Genomic DNA, 18,043 nt, shown 5'->3' on the forward strand with positions numbered 1-18,043 from the left:
GTTTCCTTATGTTCGTTAAAATCTAGCGGCTGTCCTGGCCGGCCTTGCCCTGCGGCTCACTCAGGCTGATCGAGGTGGTGTAACCAGACGAGCGGGAAAGCTCGTCCGTCACGCTCTTGATCGTGTAGGTTCCATCTACCCCCGCACGGAGGCCGGACAGAATGCATTTGCCGCCCGGCTGCGGCGTGGCGTCGCCGTTGATGACGATCGATCCCTCTGCCTTGTCGCGCGCCGCCTTCTTCGCACCTGCCTTCGCCCGCCGGCTGGCATGATCCTCCGACGAGGCGGAGAAACCGGATTGCAGATCTGCATCCACCGTGTCGCCGCTGGCATATTGCGCGGCCAGACGGGAGGCCTTGTCGAGATCGTAATAGGTCTCGACCTTCTGTTTGATGCGTGGCCGGTCCGTCACAGGAGCAAAGCCGGAGGCGGACAGAAGCATGCTCCGGGTGACGGTGAAGGCCGAAAGGTCAGCGCCCGTCACACCTTTGCCGTAGGGCACGAACACGGCGGACGTCCCGGAAATCCGAAAGATCGCCCCATGCTCTCGGGCCAACCGCTCTCCAAAGGCAATGAAGCTCTCCGCATCCATCGCCTCCCAGTCCAAACCCGTATCGGCGTAATCGGCATGGACCGAAACCGAGATGCCGGCGTCTTCACCCGCATCCTGGAGAACGGTTTTCAGAGGCTTGCCGTCCCAGTGCTTCTCCTTGCTCGCCTTCGCCTTGCCCTTCAGTGAGACCGACCGCGCGGTTACCGAGAGAACGGAACCGGCGCTGCGGCTGAGCGACCAGCTGGCGGTATCGACCTCCCCATCGAAGACGCGGATCGCCCCACCCTCGCGGCCAAGTTCGACATGAACCTTCTGCCCGGTCTCCGGCCAGCGCAGTGTGCCGCCGCGATCGTCCAGATCGAATTGCGCGGCATCCGCCGTCTTGTCGACACCCTTGGTGATGGAGGCCGAAAGCAGAACGGGCAGGAAGTTCTTCGTTACCACCCGCCCGTCGACCGAAACCAGAAAATGCGCCTTCGCCATCAGTCGAACAGCCCGGTTACCTTGCTATTGGTCGTATCGGTTGTGAGGGCATCCTTTACCGGCACGATCAGCACAGTGCCCCGTGGGATTTCAGCGCCCTTGCGAGCAAGATCCTGATTGAGCGACCAGACCTGTTCGCACGCACCGGATATCACCTCACGATAATGGCGGGCCAGGACGCCAGACAGGGTCAGCCCATCACGGGCAACGGTGATGGTTTCCGTCTCGCTCAAGACACCAGCTCCCATAAGGTCGAGAAATAGCTTTCACCGTCCGGCGCGTCGGCCTTCTTCAGTTCGATCTGCATTTCAAGCACCTGACCCACCCCCTTGGCGTTCAGATAGGTATGCCCTTCGGTGATCCGCGTGATCACAAACCAGCCCATCACCTCGCCATCGCCGCGCAGCACCAGCTGCGGCACCTGGTTTTTCAGCAGGGTTTGTAGCGTCTTCAGGTTTGATAACCCGCCGAGCTTGTCGGGAAACAGCCGACCGGCCAGCGTCATCTGCTCCGGCCCCTCGCCCATGGCTTCCAGCGGTGGACGCTCGCCAATGACAGGCTTGTCGACAAAATCCGCCGTCGTCTCGCGCGACACCCCATCAAGGTTGAACTTGAGATCGAAGGTCACGACACCGATTTGATAGAGCATCAGGGTTGATCCACGAACTGACCATTGGTCTGCTGTTGCAAGGCCTGCCCGGTGCTGCGCGGCATACCGCCGCCGGGATTGGCCATGAATGCCCCAAGGGCACCTGATATCCGCGACAGAAAGGCAGAGCCGATCGCGTTGCCGACAGCGCTGGCCTGGCTCTGCATGTTATCAGCCGCCGCCTTCCCCGCTGCGCCACCGCCCTCGACAATCTTTTCGGAAATCGCAGCCCCCACCTGAGGAAGCTTGTCCGGCCCGGCAAGAAAGCTGTCGAGCGACTGCTGCCGCGCCAGGTCGTCCGGATTGGTGACCGGCGCAGCCGCCGGCTTGCGAAAGTGATTATACTGGTTGCCGTAGACCGGGTGATTTTTGAAATCGTCCATGACGCTCGACTGCGTCCCAGCCCCAACGCGCGCTGTGGCATTCATATAGGCATCATTGACCTGAAACCACCAGGCATCCGGATTACGCGCACGGTAGGCGTCCTTATAGGTCTTCGCTTCCGTACGCCGCTGCTCTTCAGTCTTACCCTCCTGTGACTTCATCTGGTTGCGGGCAGATTCAATTGCCGAATTCAAATAGCCAAGCGTCGGGTTTGCCACCACAGCAACGCCGGAACCGACATTCTTCACGAACCGATCCCAGTTGTTCGACAGGTCCTGTATCTTTGCAGCGCTGTCGCCAACGACCTGATTGAAATCCCGGAGCGTCGAACCATCGACATTCTTCAGTTCGGCATTGAGCTTCTTCATTTCTTCGCGCTGGCTGATCAGGCCACGCACACCGGCCTGCATCTGCGCATCCGGAAACAGCAGAGACAGTTTCGACAGATCGCCCTTGGTCGCAACCGTGCTCATATCGAGCAGGACGTCGATCACGTCCCGGCCACTCTTGCGCGCCTTATCAAGCGCCTTCGGCAGATCGATCCCAAATTTCTTGAATTTCGCTGCGGTATCGGCCGAATACATCTTCTGCATGATGTTGGCGAGATTGGTCGCCGCCTCGCCAGATGTGCCTGTCTGGTTGCGCAGGACCTGCAACATCGCAACCATTTTCTCTAGGCCTTCGGTACCCTTGTAGCCCAAGGCAGCGAATGCAGGCAGGAGACTGGGCAACTCGCGGGCCATATCCTTCAATTCGAATTTGCCGGCCTTGCCGCCTGCCACAAGGATGTCGAAGGCATGCTGCATATCCTTGGCATTGATCTTCAGGGATCCCGCCAAGCTATCAGCGGACAGCGCCATATCGGAAACGGCGGCACCCGATGCCTGCGCCGTCGTCGTCACAGCAGGCAGAAATGCCATCGCCTCATCAAGGGTTCGCCCGGACGAGACAAGCGTCTCAAGCCCTTCCACCACGTCGCCGAAGGCCATATGCGCATCTGCCGCGACATCCTGCATCTTGCCGATGGTCGGCTGGATGGCATCGGCGCCCTTGTCGGCGTTGATGACAATCCGGTTGACCCGGCGCTCCAGCGAAGCAAAATCGGAATAAGCCTTGCCGGCTGCCACACCGACGGCGACGGCGGCAACCGTCCCGCGCGCAAGGATCGCATTGTGCCGTTCAGACCGCAGCGCTGCGGCTTCCTTCGCCTTCGCGGCGCGCGCCTCAAGCTCGGCCTGACGCTCGGTCAGAAGCCGTTCCATCGCCCGGTCTTTGTTGGACAGACGCAAGCCTTTGCTGGACAGCATATAATCCCGTTCTGCCTTTTGCAGACGGTTCATATTGCCGATCACGGCCGATGTCTTGGCACCGGTCTTATCGACCAGGTCGACCACCAGCGAGGCCTGCAGTTTGCTCAATGGACTATTCCCCAATCATGAAGGACGGCACGATATCGCGGTAAAGCTGAAACACAGCCTCCGCGTCCGGCCATTTCAGCCGCTTGATCACGACGGGATGCAGGCCGGTCAGCCGGGCGAGCATGCCGCGTGTTCCATCGACGCCGCCGGAATAGAAATCGTCGATATCCTGCTGTTCCGGCATCCGGAGCGTGATGGTCGATAGGATGACGCCATTCACCTTGGGCTTTTGCACCAGCGTGTAGGTCCGCGATCCCGCAAGATCGTCGTCATAGGCGACAACAGGATCACGCGCTTCGTCAGCCGAATTGTCACCTGCGTAAAGCTCGCCAGGCGATGTGGTAAAGGCGTCGAGGTCGATCATCGTAGCCTTGGGCGCTGCCACCGGCTCCGCTGCTACGGGTGCAGGCCCCGCAAGAGCCTGCCCCAAGGGATCGTCAACCGGTTTGCGGCTGCGGCGCGGCTCGACCATCATTCAACTCCCAGCGCTACGCGCACGGCCTGGGTTTCATCATTGCCGAACTGGCGCACGGTCGAGGTGAAGTAGTCCAGATAGAACCATTCCGTACCGTCGACCGTCAGCTGATAATGGGTCACTTCCGTGATGCCATGGTCGTGACCGAAGGCGCTGGCCCGATCGAAACTATCAGGGGTCAGCTTGCCAATGATGCCCTGAAGCACGGCCTTAGCCTGAAGGACCGCGCCGGTCTGCTTGTTGCGCAGCACGCCATAGGCGGTGAATTTCTGAGAGGCGCTGCTGCCGATCCCGAGATATTTGTAGGATGTCTCGGTAAAGCCGGCCAGTTTGAAGCTGGGCTCCAGCGCATTGAAGGCGCCGACGGTCCAGTTCACGCCCATGACGGCGCCGCCGCCAAGATGCGAAACAGCGGCGCGCTCGAGCGTCGGCAGGCCGAGGCTTTGCAGCTTGACGTGATTAGTGTCTTCCGGATCGGCATCACCGACGAAGATGTTGACCTGTTCGAGGATAAGCAGTTTTTCAGCCATGTGCGTGGTTCCTTAACTCGCCAGCGGTCAGGCGTTCTGTGCCGCCAAGATTTCGTCGATGGTGGCGTCGAGCGCCGCCGCATAGGGCCGGGAGGCAACGGTCAAGCGCTTGAAGACCGGTGCTTCTTCGAACTGCATATCCACATAGATGTGGCCGGCGCGCAGGTCGCTCGCATTGTTCTTGTCCGCGTCGAACCGCACCCGGAAACCGAGGATGTCGCCATTCGCCTGGCGGTTCTGGCAGATGGTCGAGATCGTATTGACGACAGACTGGATGGTCTGGGTGGTCAGATTGTAGCGGCCGAGATAGGACCGGACTGTACGCAGCACGGTGAGCTCGATGAAGTCGCGGCCACGGACCTTGTGATACTGGTCCCAGACGCTTTCCTCGGAGAGATTGTCCGTGCCGATGAAGACATAGCCGCCATCGGAGATCGAGAAGTCGTCGCCGCTCTCGCCCCGCACGATGATCCCGCCATGGGCGGCCAGAATCTGCTGGCCCTCGGTCGAGCCATCCGTGAGCGAAAACCGCAGGTTCTTTTCGACGCCGATGATGCCATAGACCGTCTGGTTCGCCACAGACTTGAACGGCGAGCCGTCATTTTCATAGTCGCGCCGCACGAACAGGCCGGCAACACGCGGGCTCATTGGCCGCAACACGCTGGCGCCGCTGCTGTCGGTCGCGTAGACGCCTCCGGAAACCGGGATGATCCGCATGCCGGCATGCTGCTCGACCCAGTCGGTAAATTCGTCGAGACCGGCAGGCCCGTCTGCAATCACCTGAGCAAGGATCTGGTTTGCTACCGTCGGAAGCGAGGTGAGGACAGGATTGGCGGCACCATCGGCATGAGCCTTGGTAAAGCCGGGGCAGATCAACAGGCGCGGGAAAACCCCGACATCCGGACCGGCGTCGAGGAATGCGAAGATCCCCGTCTTGGACACGGAACTGCCGGTGATATTGGCCATGGTGGCCGCATCGTCGACGCCTTCGGCTACGCGGACCACGACCAGGGTTGCCGCCGTCTGATAGCTGCCGAGCTGATCGTTGATCCCTTCGATCGCGTCGATGAAGCCGCCGTCCTGGTCGCACAGCGCCAGGATACTGGTGTCATTGCTATTGAGCGTGACGCATGTGTTCAATGGAAACGCGGCGTCGAACGCCCCCTGCTGTGCGCTGGCTGCTTTGTCGATCGGCATGCAGATGCCGACAACGCTCATCTGCGCCTTGGAGGCCGTCGTCGCCTCGTTGGCGCTTCGGTTGATGGTAATGCCAAATGTCGGGTCGGTCATGACCGAAGCTCCTGTTCATGAAAAGCCCCGGCCAATGGGCAAATACGGCCATAAAAAAAGCCGCCAGAGAGGCGGCCCGATAGGGTGATGATCAGAAGATCAAGAGGACATTTTCCACGTTCCGACAGGCTTGCCAGCGGCAATCCACTCGGTAATGGCAGAACGGACGGCAGACGCGATGCCATATGTATCGGTCGGGCGACTGGTATAATGCCCAGATAGATCGTTGCCATTGCTGTCGGTCATGACGATCTCCGCGACATAGACCCTCCGTTCATCAGTCTGATAAACGGCATTTAAGGTCTTCAAATTCAACGAAGTCATCCGATCCTCACCGCCTCATACCATTGACGGCTTGTATCGCCACAGCCGCCGCGCGTGACCCATTGCCCTGACAAAGCCGAACCCGACGCAGATTTCCCGGCGATGATATAAGAACCGGCATTGTTCTTATTGATGCAGGGGACAATCGTGGCATTACGGCTGATGGTGACACCGCACTCCACGAGAATTCGCTCACCCAAAGGGTAATCGGTCAGATTGGCGTCATTTCCGGAATAGACTTCCGCCGCCAGAAACCCGAGCGCATGATCATGTCCAGACGTATCGACCGTGCCGGTCGTACTGTTGGTGATCGCCCGGGCACTGCCGAGAGACAAGGACCGATCGCCGCTCAAATCGCCACCGCCTGTCAGGCCATTGCCAGCCGAAACCTTGCGACCGGTCGGCACGGTCGCTGCCGCAAGCGCCGAGAGCGCCGTTGAGACGGATGAAAGGGCATTGGATATCGCCGTCGTGACGAAAGACGTATTCGCAAGCCGCGCGTTATTGCTTCCGGCCGTCTGCGTCGGCGCTGTTGGGTTCCCCGTGAAAGACGGGCTGTTGATCGACGCCTTGTTCGTCAGGTCGGATGCCACCGATGCCGCGAAATTCTTGTCGCCGCCGATAGCGGCAAACAGTTTCGCCAATGTGTTCCCGTCGGCAACGACGCCGCCGAGAATGGTGCTTTTGATCGCCTGGACCCAACCCGTGGTCGGGATGATTTGCGAATTGTCATCGGCAGCCGGCGTCGGCGCTGTCGGTGTGCCGAACAGATTGGCACTGTCGAGCGGAGCGCGGGTATTGATGAGCGCCGTCAACCCGGTGACCGCATCCGCGTCACCAAGGGCTGCCTGCAATTCGGTGATCGTCGCGATTGCCCCTTCCGCATCGGACAGGAACTGCGAAAGGGCGGCTTTGACATGAGCCGTCGTCGCCACCGTCGCGTTGTTCACCGTCGCCGGCTGTGTCGGCGCTGTGGGGTTGCCGCTGAAAGCGGGGCTCTCGACAGCCGCCTTCAAGGCCAGCGCCGTCAGAATACTGGCGACATCCACATCGATGGCCGAAAGCGCCGAAACAAGCCGCGCAACATCATGCGCCATCGTGTTTTCGATGTTCGGCAGCGGGTAGTTCCGGTTGCCGGTTTCAAGATCAACGGTCATGGGTCAGCCTCAAAATGTCCAGGCGCGCAGGTCGGCAATGGCAGGACGTGCAGCCGGCGTGCCAGTCAGCGCCAGTTTCAATCGGCCGCCGTCTGGAGCCTCATGGCTGGCGATCTTGTAGGTGTATTCTACCCACCCATCATCCAGTGCCTCGGCTTTCGCCAGGGACGCCGCAGCAAATGTGCCGTCGTTGGCATCGGCCGAGACCGCCACTGTCGATCCGTTCGGCAACAGAGCGGAAAAAACCACGTCCAATTCGACACCGGCTCCCATGGTGAAGCTGCGACCGACATAATCACCCATCGCCCGCATCGTGCCAAAAATCACGGTGACATCCTTGTTGATGAGCGGCGAGACCTTGGATGTGCCTACCAACACTGCCGTGATGGTGACCGTCCCGGATGCAAAATAGTCCAGCTCCAGCGTCTGATCGACGGACACAGTATAGGTCGCATAGGTGGTTACGCCGCCTGAGACCTTCGGCACCTTCACCTGGAACACCACGGAACAGCTGCTTTCCGGCAGGATCACATCCGTCCGGATCAGGATGTCAGAGACATTGGCCACGACGAAATTGCCGATCGAAATGCTCTTGGTCGTCGGCGAGAACACGGCGGCCCGCATTTTGAAGCTGACATCGCTGGACGGATGCACCAACCAGCTCTCATTGTTCGAGCCGGAAAACCGGTCGCCGATCGTATATGGCTGCGATGTCACCCAAGCCTGCGCGCTCGAATCGAAATCACCGAGAGTGGCGATCCCGATAGAATGACTGGCGTCGTCAGTCCGCAGCTTAAAGGCCAAATACGTATCAGCCGGGTTATAGACCGGGCAATCGAGAAGTGCTTTCGTCCAATCACCCAAAACCACCGAATTCATATCCACGCGCTTCGTGGCAAAGACGGAATTGGTCGGAAATCCGTTCTCCATCTCGACGAAGTCGATGTCCACAGGCTTCGAGCGCGTGCCGATGGCGCAGAATTTCACATCCACCGACGTGATGTACCGGCCTTCGGTAAGGGCGTAGCTCTGCGCCTGCGGGTCGGAACTGTTATGGCCTCCGCTTTCGTGTTCGCTGGTGACTGTGACAGTCGAAAATCGTTCGATCACCGTCGTCGTCTGCAGCGTCGTGGTTTCCAGCCGCCCTTCCCCGCGAAACGTCGCCGAAGCCGAAAGACCCGCGCCACCGGTTGCCGCGATCGTCTTGGTTCCGGCCGAAACATTGGCAGGAATCTGGAACGAGCCGGTCGCGGTCCCGTTCACATCGGCGACGATACCGGCGGGGGTCACGTCCAGCCCATCGAATGTCAGGCTCGCCAGCGTCTCGCCGCCGCCCATGCCAGTGATTTCGAACCCGATATCGATCTGACGCAGATAGGCAATGACGGTGCTGGTCGTCGTGGATGACACTGTCGAGGAACGCACGCGGCTTTCGTTGCCGGAACCGAAGACCTGCGTGATCGCCGAAAGCGAAACCGTCTGGGTCTCTGTCCAATAATCTGTCGACGGGTCGATGGTGAGTTCGAATGGGACCGGATTGAAATTCTGATACGGGTTGATCTTTTCACAGGCCGTATACAGTTCCTGCGAAACGATCACTTCCTCGGTATAGTCCAGCAATCCCCAATCGGCCAACCGGACGGACCGCACATCGGCATCGATCGCGACCTGCATCGATCCGTCAAACACGGCAGCAGTCTGCGCCACACCGAAATCACGATAGGTATCGTCCCAGAGAGGGTCGGTGAACACCCCGAGGGTGGGACCAGCAGATCGTGCATTCGCATCGGACTTCAAGCGCTCGATCAACACCAGGTCGATCACTTCCGAAAGTCGGTCCTGCAAATAGTTGAGCCGCTTGTAGCCGATGGCCCGGGTCGCATCATTGGTGATGACAGGCGTGCCATACCAATCGTTCTTCACAGTGCAGAGCGACAATGCATCCTCAGGCTCGGACGGCGCGTGCGGATTGGCAAGCGACGGAATGCCCTTCAGATAAGAAAGCGAGCCATCCGACGATATCAGGATCCGGTCATAGCGCGGCAGCTTGTAGGAATACTCAATGAACATATCTGTGCCATCGACGCCACCGGACACGGTGATCGTCGTTGACGTGAAACTGTCGGGCACGACATCGGCATAATAGAGATACGTGACCTGATAACTCGATCCGGTTGCCGGCTCGGCGCCGCCGGGAGCCCAGCTCACACTGTCGCCAGATCGGATATAGTCGGTATCGACGACATAGGTGGTCGAAAGCTGCACGACGCTGAGAATGCTGACGACACCGGTGTCAGGCAAAGCATCAGCCGATCCACCGACACCCTTGGTCAGCGATACGGTCTTTTGCTTCGTGATCGTGACGCTTTCGATTGCCGCGATCGGGGGTCGACGCACCGAAACGGTGACCGTCCCCGTGCCGCCGCTGGCAAAGGTGTGGCCTTCAAGGCTCACGGAAGCAACGTCCGGCTCCTCCGTGACAGTCAGCCTGTTATCGCTGCCCCGGGTCACCTTCGTCCCTTGCACATTGCAGACGCCAGCACCGACAGAAAAGACCTGCGCATCACCTGTCTTGCCCAAGGCGGTAACTGCGCATCCACGCACAACGTAATTGCCGTGCGCATCATAGTCGTAGGTGCCGATCTGCTTTTGCACACCCGTCAGCGTCGGCGGCGCATCCTGAGAAATCACCACACCGTCGCGCAGCATCGCGTAGGCATAGAAATCGCCCTCGCCGCCATCCGTCGCCGTCGCCCAGGTGATCGCCATATTGGTGCGGACAGCACCTTCTTCACCATAGGCCTCCGTGCCCGACACCAGGCCATAGAAGATATCGTCATCAGCCGCCGTCAGTGGCGTCACCACGACACGCACGCCGAGCGATACGTCACCCGTCATCGATACGCCAGTGAGCGTCCGAGCATCGACGCTGCGGGGAGCGCCCTTCAGATAGATCGAACCCTGCGTGATCAGCACCGTTCCAGCGTCAGCATCGACCACGATATCGGCGCCGGACAGACGATCGCCATCAGAAGCGACCAGATCGCCGATTGCAGTGCGCTTCTTTTCCTCGATCGAGAATGCCTCATTGATATCGGCGGCCTGCGCAAAATCACCCTCGCCAAAATAGACTCGGTCAATGTCCGGCCGATCCGTGGATCGATCATGCACATTGGCCAGATCCGGGTAGGTCCCGGTATCGAAGACATTGGTTGTCATTGAAAAATCCTGTTAGCCGAGGCTCAGTGCCGGATTTGCGTAATGCACCGGCACGATCTGGATCGGATTGATGGTCAAGGTGACGGTAAACAGCTCACGGACCGTCTCGAAAAATCTGAGCGCGAAGTTGGTTTTGCCGACCTCGATGCCGGAACCGGTAATCACTTCCGACGGCTCCAGCCACGATTTGTATGGCTTGACCCCGTCGACAAGCTCCAATCCGTAGACAATGCCGATCTTGGCCGATGTCTGGCCGGCACCATTCCCGAAACGGGTACGCGCCTTATAGACGACGGTCACGTAGTCATCGCCCTCTTCGGTCTGGTTTTCGGCGGCCATGATGATCCTGCTATATCCGATCACCGCGCCGGCCGCCGTGTAGAAGACGAGATGCGCGACCTCTTGCAGCAACAACCAAGCCTTCATCGTCGTCGGAGACCCAGCCGCCGACCAGGGGATGGTGACTTGCGACCACGCAATGGCAGGCCAGCCACCATCCCCGAAGGCGGAAAGCGTATCATTCCAGCCAAACCGCTCCCATTCGTAGAAGGTCTCCTCGATGGCAATGGCATGGCTGCGGCCATGGCTCCATTTGACGGGATTGCCATCGATCCGCGCGCCGGATGAATCCCCCCAGAGCGCCGAACCCCATTTTCGACGGCTCCAGGACAGACCTCGGACATCATAGGCAAAATAGCCCCGGAAGAATTCCGAGCGCACCGGGTCCGACAGATCGGCCAGATACCAGGCATTATAGAGCCGCTGCACCTCGTCATCACCGGGCAACTCGCCCATAGCGATCTGATAGAGATGCCAGCGCCGACGGCCTTTCACCTGATCTTCGATTTGCGGGCCGTAATAGGCGATCCAGCGCAGCGCATCGAGAATGGCCTTCGGCGTTCCGCGAATGGCTTGCCAAGCCCTACCGCTATCGATCAGGTCTTCAGCCGTATCGAAGAAATCGGCAATCGGGCCAAGTCCGTATTCCTGAACGAGGTATGGCGCGACGGTGGCGTTCAGTGGACGTTGGTACCGGAACCCGCGAACGGCCTCGAGATCGGCGAGAGCCGCATCGAAAGGATCGGTCGCAACCGCCAGCGCCTCTTCCAGCACCGTCGAATTGCTTGGAACAAGCACCGCCGTCATTTCGAACGGCCCTTGTATGTCAGGGAGATTGTCCCGAACGTCGCGGCGGAATGGCTGTCAATGACCATATCGGCCGCTGGTGCATTGACGACAACCTTGGCGACACCCGACACCATCAGCTTGGCGATCAGCCAGGCTCGGTTCACGTCGAAGCCGAAGCCGCCTTCGCTATCCAACGCGCTGCGCAAACCCTCTTCCAAGCCATCGAACACGGCGGTTGGCGTATCGGGCAACAACCAGACATCCGCCACCACGTCGACCGTGGTCTTGGTACCGGAAACCACGGACACGATGTCGTTGACGCACCGCACGGCGGTCGAGGTGACCTTGGCAGACACCTGCGCCAGAAGCGCCGCAGACGGCGTGCCGCCCTCCGCCGTCGACAAGATCGCGACCTCCATTTCCGGACCACTTCCCGTTCGATAGACCGCGACGGCCTCGACCTCGGCCGAGACTGACCGGGCCTGATAGGCATACCATTCCTCAGACCCGGCCGTAGACGATCCCTGGTCGGCCAGCACGATCCGCTCACGCAGCTGCGCATCGGTTTCGTCGGTAAGCCGGGTGACGCCATGGTCGGCGGCGAGCGCGTCAAGATCGTTACCAGCAGCGAAGGCCAGCAGATTGGATTTCAGCACGTCATTGAAGGCGGCATAAAGAGCCGCCCGCTGATAGGCCTGAAACTCGATCTGAACCGCAATCGGCTCACCCTCCAGCGAGACGATGCCCGTGACATCAACGCCATAATTGTCCTGCGCCCACGCGACAAAGGCCGTGGCCATGGTCGTGATCATCGCCTCCGCATCGATGCTCTGCAGCATCTGCGGGGTCGGCAGCGTCGTCAGATCGACCATGATTTACCCTGCGATGATGGTGGAGGTCCCGTCGGAACCGAAAGAAAGAGAAACCTCGCCGGCCTCTGTGAGGTCGCCAAGATGTGCCCGAGGCCGGTAGGTGCCGCGAATGGTCCAGGTCGAGTTTCCCTTGCGGTCGAGCCCGTCCATGGTGACTTTCGTCGGCTTGAAACGTGGTTCGAACAGTTCGATTGCCAGAACCAAGGCCCAGCGAAACTTCAGGATCGTCTGCACATTGGCCGTCTGACCCAGAATGGTCGGGACGGGAGAACCGACATACTCCCGCAGAACCCGCTCGAAATACCGCGTCGTCAAGAGCTTGCCGATGGCGACAGCCACACTGTCCCAGCCAGACACCCACTTGCCAGTTGCCGGGTCCATGCCAAATTGCATGCTCATTCCGCGTAGACCTTCTCGGATGCCTCTACGATGGGCCAGAGACCAGCCGACGATCCGCTGGCAACCCGGACCCGATCGCCAAGACGGGCCACGCGCTTGCCGTCCGTTCCGGCGAGGTTGACCCGTTCGCCATGCAGTTCGGTCACATCGCCATTGCCGGTGAACCCGATCAATCCGGCCCCGAATGACGACAGGATGCGAGCATCGAGCGCCGAGGACGGCGCCCCGTTGGCATCCGAGAATGTCAGCGGTACAGCCACACCTTGGCGCATATCGCCGAACGGCGAAAGCATGATCATCTGCTGGCCTTTAGTCGGAGGCCGCCAGCTCTTCTCGGATCCAGCCACCTCAGACCATGGCCGCCAGGGGCTCAAGAATTCCGATCCTTCGGCACCCGCAAACTTCATCCGCATCCGGCGGCTATCGCCATCAACGGCATGGACGGTCCCGACCCGCTGCATGCCCTGCACGGCACGACGCAAGGCGGCAACCTCGGCCTTCATCTCGAGGATGATGTTGACCAGAACCTCATCGCTCATGCCTCTGGTGCCTCGATTTCGCCGGCAATATTGAGCGATACCGCGCTGGTCAGCACCTCTTTGCCATTGTCAGGCGTTCCAACGCCGATCAGGCCAGGAACCGGCTGGGTCACACCCAGCATCGCCTGCACGTCCTGCCATTTCGCAAGGTCAGCACCGGCATATAGCGAGGCCGTGAAAATCCGCGACAAATCGACATAATCCGTGCTGGCGGCCATCTTGTCCAAGCCAGCGGCAATAGCCGGCGGCACATCCTGCCCCAACGCTGGCTCCGCGATTGGCTCAAGCGTCACCTCGATGATCCGGGCCGCGTGCTTGCGCCCGCTTTCAGGATCGACCATGCGGACATCGCTGATCCGCCCGAAGCCGGCGATCAGGTCGCGCAAGATTTCGGCCCAAGCGTTATCCGGATCAGACAGGGCCAACCGCCATTGCCGATCAAGCAGGTTCAGGCTTGCCTCCAACGCCGCATCCGTGGTGCCGATCTCCAGCATGGAGACATTGCCCGACCCGCCATCCTCGTCCTGGACTGCGACCGTGACGGATTTTGCCACAGCCATCTGCAACTGCAGCGTCAAGCTGACGTCGGTCCGAAACAGACCGTCGCCTGTAGAAGGGCTGAGACTGTCCTCGACCGACACGGCAATGATGGGCGCCGGAGCATCATCCATGATCAGAGGCAGCGCCATGATCAAGCTGTCCTTCACGCGGTCCTCGGCGATAGTGCGCCCGAGAAGCGCTTCCGTCGCAGCGATCTGGATCAACTGACGAACGACACCCATGGTTACACCTCGGACAGCCAGAAAATCACGCCGGCACCAGCATCCTCGCCTGGCCGGACGATCTCAAAGACATCGCCATTCCCCCGCGAAACTCTGTCGCCTTGCTTGGGCAGCCACGAAAGAGCAGCGCGATCGAAGCTGACCGTCTTGGTGGCGGCGCCGACAGTCGCACGGCTGCGCACGACATCGCCGCCGCCCAGCGCCGTATCGTCGGGCATAGAATCGAACCGCGCCATGATGCCGACCTGTAAATCGCGGGACAGGTCACGGTCGGATTTCATCTTGCCCATCGTCATCGGGGTGATCGTCGCGGGCTCCCCAAGAAGCGACCGCGTCATTGATGGCAATGCGGCGCGAGCGGCGGCGATATCCATCGGTCAGGCCTTATTCAGACCGTTGGCGTCGGCCGCAGCTTTCGCAGCGGCGGCGGCCTCTTCATCGACTTTCGCCTTGGCAGCCGCTTCCTCGGCGGCCTCTTTATCGGCAGCATCCTGGTCAGCCTTGGCCTTGGCCGCAGCGGCGTCTTCAGCTGCCTTCTTGTCGACCGCGTCCTTCTCGGCCTGCGCCTTTGCTGCCGCCTCTTCAGCGGCTCGCTTTTCGGTAGCTTCTTTCTCGGCTTGGGCTTTCGCCGCAGCATCTGCCTGAGCAGCTTTTTCCTCAGCGGAAAGAACCCGCTCGAATACCAGGTCGAGTGCCGTCAAGCGTTCAAGATCCTCGTCATCGAGCGCAGGGTCTGGCGTCAACGTCTCGGTTCTATTTGGACGGATGGTGCAATGACCGCCGCGCACGCGGATGGCCTGTGCACGAAACCCATTGTTCGTCACATCATAGGAGGCCATGATCGGTCCTTTCGAAACGACATAAGAGTGGAGAGGGAACGGCGGGACATCCGCCGTTCATGCCTTGACCGAGGTGCGCTTAAAGCGTGGCGCGCCGCAGAACCTGCGGCTGAACGCACATGTAGAGCGGATAGGAGTAGAGTTCGCCCTTCGTCCAGGCCTCGCGGTCTTTGTCAATGATATTCATAGCGTAGACATCCTGGCCCTTGGTATTGACGAAAGGCATGAATTCATCGGCAGGCGAGACGAACTTCTTGAAGACATTGCTTGCGCCGACCGGGAAAATGCTTGCTTCATCCGTCGGAATGGCGACCGTCGAATTATCGTCCGTGCCGCGATAATTGTGCCAGGTCACACCGCCAAAGGTGAAGGCCTGGAACGCAATGTTCTGACGCAGATCAGCAGCGGCAGCCCAGTTTTCATAGGTCCGGATAACCTTCGGATGGTTCACGAGAGTGTCATAGAACTCGTCGCCCGCAAGAGCATGAACGCTGGTCGCCGTCGTAAACGCCCCTTTGGCGGAACGCGCCATGCTCCGGGTCAATTCATGGAGCTTGCCACGAACGTCAGTGGTGTCGACATCGAGAGCGAGATCAATGGCCGCAGGCTCGGCAATATCGAATTCATCGAAGTAGTCGTAGATGACCGACGTGCCATTCGCGTCCAGCAGTTTGCCCTGCAACGCACCGAGGCGATGATATTCGTGGGTCAAGTCCATGTTTGTCCGCACGGTCGCCATGCGCTCGGCATATTCGGTCTGCACGACCTTCAGCTCGCTTTCCGTCCCGAAAGCGCGGAAGCCCGCAACTTCGGAAGCGTAAAGGGTGAAACCATCGGCCAGACGGACAGACCGAAAATCTCGGACATTGCCTACGTCAGGCGTGGACTGGCGCGGCGGAGCGCCATCCGGGGACGTCGGGATCAGGCTGAGAGTGTCCCCCTTCTTTTCGACGGCGATCTTGCGGAGATAGACGCCCTTTTCCTCGAAAATGCCGAGTGATCCCAGCAACTGAGGCACGTATTCGACTTCCTTCACCGCAGCGGAAAGCTCCACCATGCTGAAGGCATCGTCCCTGAAAATGTCCATGGATGCCATGGTATTGCTCCTTATCGCGCGATGATGCCGAGAGCCGCAAGCGCGGTGATCCCAGCGGTTTTCTGGTTGTCGGTCGCACCACTGAACCAATTCAGCAGCGGCGATTTGACCTGGCAGTGACGGCGCAACACAGTTGCCTCGTCTTCGCCGGTCAGCGGATAGATCAGAATGCCGGCAACCGTCTGGCTGCCGTCACTGTTGGCGGGGTTGTAGATTGCGTATTTCCCGGATGCCGTGATCTTGCCCAGCACAGTGTTTGCGGGCAGCGTCACGTCGACGCCAGCCGTAACAACGACGACGTCGCGGCTGTAAAAATGATCACCTTCCTGAATGATGCAGGAACCTGGGCCGAGCTTTTCGGTCAGTACGGTCATGGGTTATGCTCCCTTCCGGCCGACGCCGGCTTTCGCGATGGCATCCTTCCAGGATGCGCCGACACTTTCCTTAGCCGGCGCCTGCGAAGCACCCGGCATGGCGAGATTGGCAGCGGCGAGACGCTGCTGTTCATAAGAGGCGTTCGGCTGGCCAGCCGGAGCGGAAGCCGTCGTCGCTGCCGTGGGCGTCGCCGGGGCGGCTGCAACAGCGCCGGCTACATTGGTCGTGATGAAAGCCACGACCTGCTCAGCCATCATGCCAGGAGCCGATTTTGCCAGATCGAGAGCGGCGGCCATGCGGTTGCCGTCACCCTTGATGCCTTCCGCCGACAGGATCGTGGTGATCCGGTCCATGGCGGCCTGAACGCCGTCGCCACCACCCTGAACGGCGGCAGCGACGGCGGCGATTGTACCGGTCGCGGACGCCGCGCCGGGCACTGTCTGGTTTGCAGACATGTCACCTCCAGTGGTTGATGCCTCGGGGTTAAGAGGCGCTTCAGAAAGGGACGCTGATGCGTCCGGCTCACCCTCGTCGAGGGCATGGAAATGCGGGTCCGGAGAAACCATCCCCCGGATCGCGGCAATCAAACTTGTCATGGGATCAACTCCGGTTAACTTCCTTCACGAAGGCATCGAATGCCTCGATCGGATCGCCGATGGCGTCGACAAGCCCCATCGCAAGGGCCTGTTTGGCGTCATAGACATCGGCCTCCGTGGCCAGTGCCTTTGCCTTCGTGATCCGGTTCTTACGGCCCTTCGCGACGGTTTCGGCGAATTTGTCGCGCATCTGGTCGGCCTGCGCCTGCCAGCGGCCCGCAACATCGGCCGACAAAGGCTCGTAAGGGTTGCCATCCGCCTTTTTCTTGCCGGACCGGATGATGGTGACCTTGATGCCGTCCTGGTCGAGCGCCTGCGAATAATCGGCATGCATGATGATGACGCCGATAGACCCGGCGCCGCCGAATTCCGGCATGACAATGCCCCGGGCCTGCGATGCTTGAAGATATCCCGCCGAATAAGCAAAATCCGTCAGGATCGACAGCGTCGGCTTTTCCCGCGACAAAGCCTGAATGGCAGCGGCGGTTTCAAAGCCGCCGTTCACCTCCCCACCAAAACTATCGACTTCGAACACCACGCCTTTAACGCCCGCATATTTGCGCGCCGCCGAGATCTGGGCTTGCAAGCCCTGATAGGACGTCTCACCCGAAGCTGATCCGATCCACCCGCCCTTATGAACGAGGCTTCCCTCGATCGGAATGATTGCAACATTGTCGATCATGTCGAACGGCAGCATGTTGGCGCGCTGATAGGCCCGCTCCAGACGATTGCCGACCTTTCCCGCCAAAGGCCGTCCGTTGCCGAAGGCGACATGATCCGTTGCACCGGCCGGGTTGGCGATTACGACCGTATCGCCGGCGATCCGGCTTCCCATACCCTGCAGGAACGCTTCCGCCTTGCGCGGATCGTAGAGCAGCGGGGTATTGAACACCCGCTGCGCGACATGGCCGTAGCGAAAACTCATGATCTATCCT

Annotated in this window: 21 protein-coding genes; all 21 read right to left on the bottom strand. The window is 60.1% G+C overall.

What is annotated here, in order from left to right; translation table 11 throughout:
* Nucleotides 1–22 precede the first annotated feature (22 nt).
* Nucleotides 23–1,036, bottom strand: coding sequence for a phage late control D family protein (locus BJF91_RS11250; protein WP_075614631.1), 1,014 nt, complete (start codon nucleotides 1,034–1,036; stop codon nucleotides 23–25).
* The gene (locus BJF91_RS11255; protein ID WP_162843859.1) at nucleotides 1,036–1,269 is read right to left on the bottom strand and encodes a tail protein X; all 234 of its coding nucleotides are present in this window, start codon (nucleotides 1,267–1,269) and stop codon (nucleotides 1,036–1,038) included. The genes BJF91_RS11250 and BJF91_RS11255 overlap by 1 nt, the downstream gene beginning before the upstream one ends.
* Nucleotides 1,266–1,685: a phage tail protein gene (locus tag BJF91_RS11260; protein ID WP_075614633.1), complete on the bottom strand. Its 420-nt coding sequence runs from the start codon at nucleotides 1,683–1,685 to the stop codon at nucleotides 1,266–1,268. The genes BJF91_RS11255 and BJF91_RS11260 overlap by 4 nt, the downstream gene beginning before the upstream one ends.
* Nucleotides 1,685–3,487 (bottom strand): phage tail tape measure protein, encoded by a 1,803-nt coding sequence (locus BJF91_RS11265; protein WP_075614634.1) that lies wholly within the window; start codon nucleotides 3,485–3,487, stop codon nucleotides 1,685–1,687. The genes BJF91_RS11260 and BJF91_RS11265 overlap by 1 nt, the downstream gene beginning before the upstream one ends.
* Nucleotides 3,488–3,491: 4 nt before the next feature.
* Entirely contained in the window at nucleotides 3,492–3,962 is a 471-nt protein-coding gene (locus tag BJF91_RS11270; protein ID WP_075614635.1) for a phage tail assembly protein, read from the bottom strand.
* Complete coding sequence (locus BJF91_RS11275; RefSeq protein ID WP_075614636.1) at nucleotides 3,959–4,492, bottom strand: phage major tail tube protein; 534 nt, start codon at nucleotides 4,490–4,492, stop codon at nucleotides 3,959–3,961. Before BJF91_RS11275 ends, BJF91_RS11270 begins: the two co-directional genes overlap by 4 nt.
* Nucleotides 4,493–4,519: 27 nt before the next feature.
* The gene (locus BJF91_RS11280; protein WP_075614637.1) at nucleotides 4,520–5,782 is read right to left on the bottom strand and encodes a phage tail sheath protein; all 1,263 of its coding nucleotides are present in this window, start codon (nucleotides 5,780–5,782) and stop codon (nucleotides 4,520–4,522) included.
* A 99-nt stretch (nucleotides 5,783–5,881) separates the two neighbouring features.
* Nucleotides 5,882–6,028 carry a hypothetical protein gene (locus BJF91_RS24990; RefSeq protein ID WP_162843860.1) on the bottom strand — a complete coding sequence of 49 codons (147 nt, stop codon included), beginning with the start codon at nucleotides 6,026–6,028 and terminating at the stop codon, nucleotides 5,882–5,884.
* A gap of 74 nt (nucleotides 6,029–6,102) precedes the next feature.
* Nucleotides 6,103–7,263, bottom strand: a complete 1,161-nt coding sequence (locus BJF91_RS11290; RefSeq protein ID WP_075614639.1) for a hypothetical protein — start codon at nucleotides 7,261–7,263, stop codon at nucleotides 6,103–6,105.
* A gap of 9 nt (nucleotides 7,264–7,272) precedes the next feature.
* Nucleotides 7,273–10,482 (bottom strand): DUF4815 domain-containing protein, encoded by a 3,210-nt coding sequence (locus BJF91_RS11295; RefSeq protein WP_075614640.1) that lies wholly within the window; start codon nucleotides 10,480–10,482, stop codon nucleotides 7,273–7,275.
* 12 nt (nucleotides 10,483–10,494) lie between these two features.
* Entirely contained in the window at nucleotides 10,495–11,628 is a 1,134-nt protein-coding gene (locus BJF91_RS11300) for a phage tail protein (RefSeq protein ID WP_075614641.1), read from the bottom strand.
* Nucleotides 11,625–12,482: a baseplate J/gp47 family protein gene (locus BJF91_RS11305; RefSeq protein WP_083943277.1), complete on the bottom strand. Its 858-nt coding sequence runs from the start codon at nucleotides 12,480–12,482 to the stop codon at nucleotides 11,625–11,627. Before BJF91_RS11305 ends, BJF91_RS11300 begins: the two co-directional genes overlap by 4 nt.
* A 3-nt stretch (nucleotides 12,483–12,485) precedes the next feature.
* On the bottom strand, nucleotides 12,486–12,881 hold the full coding sequence (locus BJF91_RS11310) for a GPW/gp25 family protein (protein WP_075614643.1): 396 nt from the start codon (nucleotides 12,879–12,881) through the stop codon (nucleotides 12,486–12,488).
* A complete protein-coding gene (locus BJF91_RS11315; protein WP_075614644.1) occupies nucleotides 12,878–13,420 on the bottom strand; it encodes a phage baseplate assembly protein V in 543 nt (180 codons plus the stop codon). Before BJF91_RS11315 ends, BJF91_RS11310 begins: the two co-directional genes overlap by 4 nt.
* Nucleotides 13,417–14,202, bottom strand: a complete 786-nt coding sequence (locus tag BJF91_RS11320; RefSeq protein WP_075614645.1) for a hypothetical protein — start codon at nucleotides 14,200–14,202, stop codon at nucleotides 13,417–13,419. Before BJF91_RS11320 ends, BJF91_RS11315 begins: the two co-directional genes overlap by 4 nt.
* Nucleotides 14,203–14,204: 2 nt before the next feature.
* Nucleotides 14,205–14,576 (bottom strand): hypothetical protein, encoded by a 372-nt coding sequence (locus tag BJF91_RS11325; RefSeq protein WP_075614646.1) that lies wholly within the window; start codon nucleotides 14,574–14,576, stop codon nucleotides 14,205–14,207.
* Nucleotides 14,577–14,579: 3 nt separating this feature from the next.
* Nucleotides 14,580–15,041 carry a hypothetical protein gene (locus BJF91_RS11330; RefSeq protein WP_075614647.1) on the bottom strand — a complete coding sequence of 154 codons (462 nt, stop codon included), beginning with the start codon at nucleotides 15,039–15,041 and terminating at the stop codon, nucleotides 14,580–14,582.
* A gap of 79 nt (nucleotides 15,042–15,120) precedes the next feature.
* Nucleotides 15,121–16,137, bottom strand: a complete 1,017-nt coding sequence (locus tag BJF91_RS11335; RefSeq protein ID WP_075614648.1) for a major capsid protein — start codon at nucleotides 16,135–16,137, stop codon at nucleotides 15,121–15,123.
* Nucleotides 16,138–16,148: 11 nt separating this feature from the next.
* On the bottom strand, nucleotides 16,149–16,511 hold the full coding sequence (locus tag BJF91_RS11340) for a head decoration protein (RefSeq protein WP_075614649.1): 363 nt from the start codon (nucleotides 16,509–16,511) through the stop codon (nucleotides 16,149–16,151).
* A gap of 3 nt (nucleotides 16,512–16,514) precedes the next feature.
* Nucleotides 16,515–16,967, bottom strand: a complete 453-nt coding sequence (locus tag BJF91_RS11345; RefSeq protein WP_075614650.1) for a hypothetical protein — start codon at nucleotides 16,965–16,967, stop codon at nucleotides 16,515–16,517.
* Nucleotides 16,968–17,112: 145 nt separating this feature from the next.
* Entirely contained in the window at nucleotides 17,113–18,033 is a 921-nt protein-coding gene (locus tag BJF91_RS11350; protein WP_075614651.1) for a S49 family peptidase, read from the bottom strand.
* Nucleotides 18,034–18,043: the final 10 nt, after the last annotated feature.

The organism is Gillisella taibaishanensis (genome assembly GCF_001938985.1).
Lineage (GTDB): Bacteria > Pseudomonadota > Alphaproteobacteria > Rhizobiales > Rhizobiaceae > Allorhizobium > Allorhizobium taibaishanense.

What these genes read in the sequence shown, in the direction of transcription:
- BJF91_RS11275 (WP_075614636.1), bottom strand. Translation starts at nt 4,492, where the DNA reads ATGGCTGAAAAACTGCTTATCCTCGAACAGGTCAACATCTTCGTCGGT.
- BJF91_RS11340 (WP_075614649.1), bottom strand. Translation starts at nt 16,511, where the DNA reads ATGACCGTACTGACCGAAAAGCTCGGCCCAGGTTCCTGCATCATTCAG.
- BJF91_RS11270 (WP_075614635.1), bottom strand. Translation starts at nt 3,962, where the DNA reads ATGATGGTCGAGCCGCGCCGCAGCCGCAAACCGGTTGACGATCCCTTG.
- BJF91_RS11310 (WP_075614643.1), bottom strand. Translation starts at nt 12,881, where the DNA reads ATGAGCATGCAATTTGGCATGGACCCGGCAACTGGCAAGTGGGTGTCT.
- BJF91_RS11350 (WP_075614651.1), bottom strand. Translation starts at nt 18,033, where the DNA reads ATGAGTTTTCGCTACGGCCATGTCGCGCAGCGGGTGTTCAATACCCCG.
- BJF91_RS11280 (WP_075614637.1), bottom strand. Translation starts at nt 5,782, where the DNA reads ATGACCGACCCGACATTTGGCATTACCATCAACCGAAGCGCCAACGAG.
- BJF91_RS11295 (WP_075614640.1), bottom strand. Translation starts at nt 10,482, where the DNA reads ATGACAACCAATGTCTTCGATACCGGGACCTACCCGGATCTGGCCAAT.
- BJF91_RS11335 (WP_075614648.1), bottom strand. Translation starts at nt 16,137, where the DNA reads ATGGCATCCATGGACATTTTCAGGGACGATGCCTTCAGCATGGTGGAG.
- BJF91_RS11330 (WP_075614647.1), bottom strand. Translation starts at nt 15,041, where the DNA reads ATGGCCTCCTATGATGTGACGAACAATGGGTTTCGTGCACAGGCCATC.
- BJF91_RS11320 (WP_075614645.1), bottom strand. Translation starts at nt 14,202, where the DNA reads ATGGGTGTCGTTCGTCAGTTGATCCAGATCGCTGCGACGGAAGCGCTT.
- BJF91_RS11260 (WP_075614633.1), bottom strand. Translation starts at nt 1,685, where the DNA reads ATGCTCTATCAAATCGGTGTCGTGACCTTCGATCTCAAGTTCAACCTT.
- BJF91_RS11345 (WP_075614650.1), bottom strand. Translation starts at nt 16,967, where the DNA reads ATGTCTGCAAACCAGACAGTGCCCGGCGCGGCGTCCGCGACCGGTACA.
- BJF91_RS11315 (WP_075614644.1), bottom strand. Translation starts at nt 13,420, where the DNA reads ATGAGCGATGAGGTTCTGGTCAACATCATCCTCGAGATGAAGGCCGAG.
- BJF91_RS11250 (WP_075614631.1), bottom strand. Translation starts at nt 1,036, where the DNA reads ATGGCGAAGGCGCATTTTCTGGTTTCGGTCGACGGGCGGGTGGTAACG.
- BJF91_RS11325 (WP_075614646.1), bottom strand. Translation starts at nt 14,576, where the DNA reads ATGGATATCGCCGCCGCTCGCGCCGCATTGCCATCAATGACGCGGTCG.
- BJF91_RS11305 (WP_083943277.1), bottom strand. Translation starts at nt 12,482, where the DNA reads ATGGTCGATCTGACGACGCTGCCGACCCCGCAGATGCTGCAGAGCATC.
- BJF91_RS24990 (WP_162843860.1), bottom strand. Translation starts at nt 6,028, where the DNA reads ATGACCGACAGCAATGGCAACGATCTATCTGGGCATTATACCAGTCGC.
- BJF91_RS11290 (WP_075614639.1), bottom strand. Translation starts at nt 7,263, where the DNA reads ATGACCGTTGATCTTGAAACCGGCAACCGGAACTACCCGCTGCCGAAC.
- BJF91_RS11300 (WP_075614641.1), bottom strand. Translation starts at nt 11,628, where the DNA reads ATGACGGCGGTGCTTGTTCCAAGCAATTCGACGGTGCTGGAAGAGGCG.